This window comes from Pseudodesulfovibrio sp. (assembly GCF_028692895.1).
In the GTDB taxonomy this organism is placed as follows: Bacteria; Desulfobacterota; Desulfovibrionia; order Desulfovibrionales; family Desulfovibrionaceae; genus Pseudodesulfovibrio.
The window spans coordinates 1-3,643 of record NZ_JAQUWN010000130.1; the positions used below are offsets into that span (position 1 = coordinate 1).

The following is a 3,643-nucleotide window of genomic DNA, read 5'->3' on the forward strand; positions in this document are numbered from 1 at the left end:
GCCAGGCCCAGGGCAGCACAGCCAGGACCATGGTCAGCCCGAGGACGGGCCCGACCCATATCGAGACGGAAAGCAGGTCGAGGTCGCCCTCGCCGCCGACGGCCGCCAGCAGGGCCGGGATCAGCAGCGAGCGATGGAGCGAAACGAAAAATTCGGAGGGATGGCCCCCCTCCCGGACGATTCGGCGGGCCTCGGACAGGTGGTAGTACCCGTCGTTATTCGTCACCATGGGCACGCCGTCCACGGCGACGCCCCGGTCGACGAGGCTGCGCCAGTCCCGGTGGGCGCACCAGGCGGCCGAAAGGAGCAGAATCAGGACGAGGGCGATGAGGGCCGGGTATAGATTTATGGCCGAATCGTCTTGCTTCACGCTACCAAACGCCTTCTTGCTTGAGCAGGCCGGGAACCACGGCGGCCCAATCCCCGCCATGGCTGACGCCCTTGATGGCGATCACCCGAACGTCGCCTTTGTCCGGCATCGCCCCGAGATAGCTTTGCACCACCGAGCCGGGGACGATCGCATCATCCTCGCTCACAATATGAACTTGACGGATGGATTGCAACGCCGGGGCGTAATCCCTCGGGTTCAACGAGTCGCGAAGCGGCGACACGCCATGCAGCCGGGTCCAGAACGCATGGTCGAGATTGCCCGCCACGGTGACGACGATATCGACGTCATTGCGCCGCGCGGCCACCAGCAATGCGATGGCTCCCCCGCCGGAATAGCCGATGAGCGCAACCCGTCCGGCATGAGTGCGAGCCTTGATGTCATCTATGGCTAGATTCATGTCCGCCACGACGGGTTCGGCAAAACGGGCAGAGGTCCAGAGCGGGAAACAGCAGTTCCTGCGCTGCTCCCCCGCGACATATTGGCAGGGACGGGCCAGATAGGCCACCGCAGGATGCAAATCGGTCAGCGCCAGTTCGAGCGCTACGGGATCGTCGGGAGTCGGATCGGATGACGGCGTCCGGCGATTGCGCCAGGCCTTTCCGTCCCCCTCGATATAGATGTGGACGACAGGTCCGTTTCCCCGCACATACTCCCGCAAATCGAAATATGTTCCGGCGAAGGTCGCCTCGGCGAGGCCCGCCTCGGAGGCGCGCCCCAAGACGGCGGAGCGGCTTGCACAACCCGCCAACGCCACAAGAACGAAGATGAGCAGAAAGCGGCGGAACATTTTGGTCGCCCCATAAAAGTAGAACTGGTTTGATCTGTAGTTTCCTACAAAGCAAACCAGTCCCCGCAAATTAAGGAAGTTGTTGAAGCAATACTAAAATCACTCACATTTCCAACTTTGTCAACATCTTTCGGAAATTAATGTGTCAAACTAACCGTTAGGATTCCTTGATGTTATCCGTCGCCTTATCCAAATCACCGGGTGCCGCCCTCCTCTCCCGGAGCTTGCTCAGTTCGGCCTCATAGGCGGCCATGCGCTGCGTCAGTATCCGCAGCTTGGTTTCATGGGCGGTCCGCTCGATGTCCATCATCAACAGCTTGACCACAATGAGGCAAAGCGTGACGACTATGAGCAGCACGGGCGGGTAGGCGACGCCCAGGCGGTGCCCCAGCCAGTCGAAGGCCTTGGGGAAGGCGCCGGCGAGAACCAGGCCCAAGGCGGTGCACACCCACATCAAGGTTTGGTAGATGCCGAGGCGCTGCCGCCGCACCAGGTAGAAGGTCCAGCCGCCGAAAAAAACGGCGAGGACGACGGAGAGGACGTTATAGCGAATCATCTTGCTTCCTGCAGGACAGCCGTCTCGGCGGTGACACCCAATCGGCAAAAATCCATAACATGGTGGTCGCCAGATAGCGCGCGACCTTCAACCATGTGTCAAAGATACGGGAATGGCCGACCAGCCGGGTCCTCATGGGGATGGCGACTTCCCCAAAATGCATATGATGCCGCCGCAATAATAGCAACACACCCAGATCCTGATAGTCGAGAAGCGACGCTTCGTTGCACAGCAGCACTCCGGCTGCCCGATGATCATACAACCGGAACCCCGAGGTAATGTCTTTGGCCCGCAGTCGGGTCAGCATGGAAAAGACGCACCACGCAAGCTTGCGCGCCTTGCTGCCCCGTTCGGGGCAACTGCCGATGATCAGGTTCTCGTTTCTGGCCCTGTACGCATCGATGAGGGTGGCGATATGCTGCGGCTCGTGCTGCCCGTCTGCGTCCATGGTGATGAACAGGCCATACCCCAAGTTGAGGGCGTAGCGCATACCGGCCTGAATGGCCCCCCAGGCTCCCTGTTGATAGGGCATCCGTAACACGGTCGCCCCAGCCTCCGCCGCGACCTTCCCCGTCGCATCGCAACTGCTGTCGTCGACGACAAAGACGGCGTGTCCGAGGGAACAGGCTGAAGCAACTACGCCGCCAATGGTCGGAGCCTCATTGAAGGCCGGAATTATGATGGCCACCTTGAAAGCATCGGCCATGAATCGGGCCTCTCCATCTGTTGAGGGGAGAAAAAAAGAGGTGGCCAAAGCCACCTCTTTTCCTTTTCAAGACAATCGGGAATTAGAACTCGTAGCGAACGTAGAACTGACCGCGGTAGGCTTCGAATTCGTCACGTCCCATGGACATGCCGCCTTCGACGTTCAGCACCCAGTTGTCGATGTTCCAGTTCAGGCCCAGGGAGCCTTCGAACTCATCGTAGTCGGAACCGACCGGGATCGAAGAGGTCTGCAGGTCCACCATGTACTTCAGAGCGGCATAGGGCTCGAAGCCGTTGGCAAAGAGATAGGCGGCCTTGGCCTGCAGGTTGGCCTGGCTGAGCCAGGAATCCGGGTTGGCGACATCCACGCCGCCGCGGGAGTAGCTGCCCAGGTTACCCTGCACATACATGTACCCGGCGCGGGCGCTCAAGGTCCACTGGTCGATCAGGTAGTAATAGGACAGGCCGACGTTGGTCATGTACCGGTCGGAAGTGTACTTGCCGGTGTTGGTGCCGTCGTTGTCCTTGTATTCGCCGTTGGAGTAGGCGAAGGCGGCGTCGGCGATCAGATCGTCAGTGAAGTTGTAAGCGGCGTAAGGCATGATCGTCAGTTCGTCATCCGTCCGGATGTAACCGTTGTTGCCCCACTTCTTGTCCAGATCCAGGGAGCCCCAGCCGCCGGCCAGACCGATCAGCAGATCGGAGGTCGCACGCCAGTCGACGCCGAGGAAGATGTTGTACGCGTCCGCGTCATACCGTGCGCCGGAAGCGGTGCTCTTGAAATTGGTGTAGGCGCCGAGGCCCCAGATGCCGATCGTGTCGGCAGCGCCACCGGAGGCGATACCCAGGTCCTGGGCGTTCAGAGCGAACTTGAAATTGCCGTTCGCGTCGAGGCTGCTCGTGTTGACGGGCTTGGGAGCGGGCGAAACGACCTGCGCAATGCGGCCGACCACAGCATTCGCGATGACGGTCGAAGTGTTCTTGACGATGTCATCGTTGGCCACAGTCTGACCATTGTTGTCGGCGCTTGCAATCGAAGCAAGCATCAACAGAGCCAGCACAGCGAAAATTGTTGCAAGTTTTTTCATGGCTTCATCATCCTTCCTGCTCCAGAATCATCGACAACTTCCTTAATGAAATCGATAACCTGAATAGTTTTGACCCGCACCAGGCCGTTAATTATTAACTCATGAATACCCGATTC

General features: G+C 59.5%; 5 protein-coding genes. All 5 read right to left on the reverse strand.

Annotated elements, in window-relative coordinates; translation table 11 throughout:
• Positions 1-370: hypothetical protein (locus tag PHP91_RS17195; RefSeq protein WP_300143746.1), on the reverse strand; the 370-nt coding region annotated here is incomplete at its 3' end.
• A gap of 1 nt (position 371) precedes the next feature.
• On the reverse strand, positions 372-1,178 hold the full coding sequence (locus tag PHP91_RS17200; RefSeq protein ID WP_300143749.1) for a dienelactone hydrolase family protein: 807 nt from the start codon (positions 1,176-1,178) through the stop codon (positions 372-374).
• A gap of 157 nt (positions 1,179-1,335) precedes the next feature.
• On the reverse strand, positions 1,336-1,734 hold the full coding sequence (locus tag PHP91_RS17205; RefSeq protein ID WP_300143751.1) for a DUF2304 domain-containing protein: 399 nt from the start codon (positions 1,732-1,734) through the stop codon (positions 1,336-1,338).
• Complete coding sequence (locus tag PHP91_RS17210; protein ID WP_300143753.1) at positions 1,721-2,440, reverse strand: glycosyltransferase family 2 protein; 720 nt, start codon at positions 2,438-2,440, stop codon at positions 1,721-1,723. The genes PHP91_RS17205 and PHP91_RS17210 overlap by 14 nt, the downstream gene beginning before the upstream one ends.
• Before the next feature lie 82 nt (positions 2,441-2,522).
• Positions 2,523-3,527, reverse strand: a complete 1,005-nt coding sequence (locus tag PHP91_RS17215) for an autotransporter outer membrane beta-barrel domain-containing protein (RefSeq protein WP_300143755.1) — start codon at positions 3,525-3,527, stop codon at positions 2,523-2,525.
• Positions 3,528-3,643 lie beyond the last annotated feature (116 nt).